Here is a 1,351-nt window from a genome sequence, read left to right as displayed (position 1 = left end):
TCTTGTTGGCCGGCAGGCGTCCGGCGGCGGAGAACTCGGGAGGACGGTGGGTGCCGTTGTAGAGGACGCCGGTGACCACCGGGCGGTCGATATCGTTCTCGAGGAAGCTGACGAGGACTTCCTGGCCGATGCGGGGGATGTATTGGCTGCCCCAGGCGGCCCCGGCGCTGGGGTACGCGACGCGCACCCAGGTGGAGGAACGCTCGTCCCCGTCGGCGCCGCCGTCGGGGTGGTCTTCCTTGCGCTGCCAGTGGAACTGCAGCTTGATCCGTCCGTGTGCGTCGGTGTGGATCTCTTCGCCGTCGGGGCCGACCACCGTGGCGGTAGTGCCGCCGGGGGCGGTGGGTTTCTGGTGGGCGGTGCGGGTGTAGTCGGGGACGACGCGGATGTGCCGGCGGATCGCTTCGAGGCGGGCACGGTAGGGGGTGGGGCCCTGGGTTTCGTCTCCCTTATCCCCTCCTGCGGCGAGCAGGCTGCCGTCGGGCAGCGGAAACGGGTCGTCGGCCTCGGGCAGGAGGTTGTTGCGGGCGGCGAGGGTGAGCCGGGTGACGAGGAACTGGCGGTCTTTCTCGGGATCGGGGTCGTGGTTCGGGTGGTCGGCGAGCGGGAACCAGCCGCCGGCGGCGAGGCGGCGGACGCTGCCCTCGCCGGTGAAGGTCTTGGCGGCGCGGTCCTTGGCCTGCTGGCGCAGGGCGGCATAGCGGGCCATCTCGCCCGGGTCGCTGCCGTAGTAGAGGGTCTGTGGGTCGTAGTCCTCCAGGGCGGCCGAGAGGGGATCGCCGGCCTGGCCTTGGGCGGTCGCGGCGGTGTCGCCGCCGAGGTGGGCGGCGACGTTCTTGTAATCGTAGGCAAGGAGCGTGCTTTTGCCGCTCTGCACTTGCCGGGTGCCGTGCCAGACGTCGAGGGCGTCGTCGGCTTCGACGCCGGCGGCGCGGTGGAAGCGGATTCCGGCCGGAACGAAGCGGCCGGTGCGGCCGATCTCGCGTTCGGGGGTGAGGACGGGCAAGGAAAAGTTGTCGTCGAACAGGACGAGGGTGTGGCGGGGAACGCCGTCGTCAATGGGGGCGTCAGCGTCGCGATGGGAAAGATCCGGGTCCGGGCCGTGGACGTAGCGCCAGGCGATGCCTTCTTCGGCAAGCAGACGGGTGAGGAAGTCCAGATCCGTTTCGCGGTATTGCAGGCAGTAGGAGCGCTGGGGGTAGCGTTGCCGGGTGGCGTCGCGCAGGGCGAAGCTGCGGCGGAAGGCGGGGTTGGCGGCCTGGTGTTCGGCGAGGAGGTCCGTGACGATCTCGACGACGCTCTTGTCCTGCCAGACCCGGCTGTTCCTGCGGTGGGCGAGCAGGGCCAGGGC

The 1,351-nt window shown here is 70.5% G+C and carries 1 protein-coding gene; it reads right to left on the bottom strand.

Going from position 1 to position 1,351, the window contains the following annotated elements; genetic code table 11:
- Positions 1–1,351, bottom strand: a 1,351-nt coding sequence (gene tssI / locus Q1K57_RS07965) for a type VI secretion system tip protein TssI/VgrG (protein WP_300080700.1), incomplete at both ends; no start/stop codon positions are given.

Origin of the sequence: Propioniciclava sp. (assembly GCF_029977985.1) — a bacterium.
In the GTDB taxonomy this organism is placed as follows: Bacteria; Actinomycetota; Actinomycetes; order Propionibacteriales; family Propionibacteriaceae; genus Propioniciclava.
This window is presented reverse-complemented; position numbering and strand designations above follow the sequence as displayed.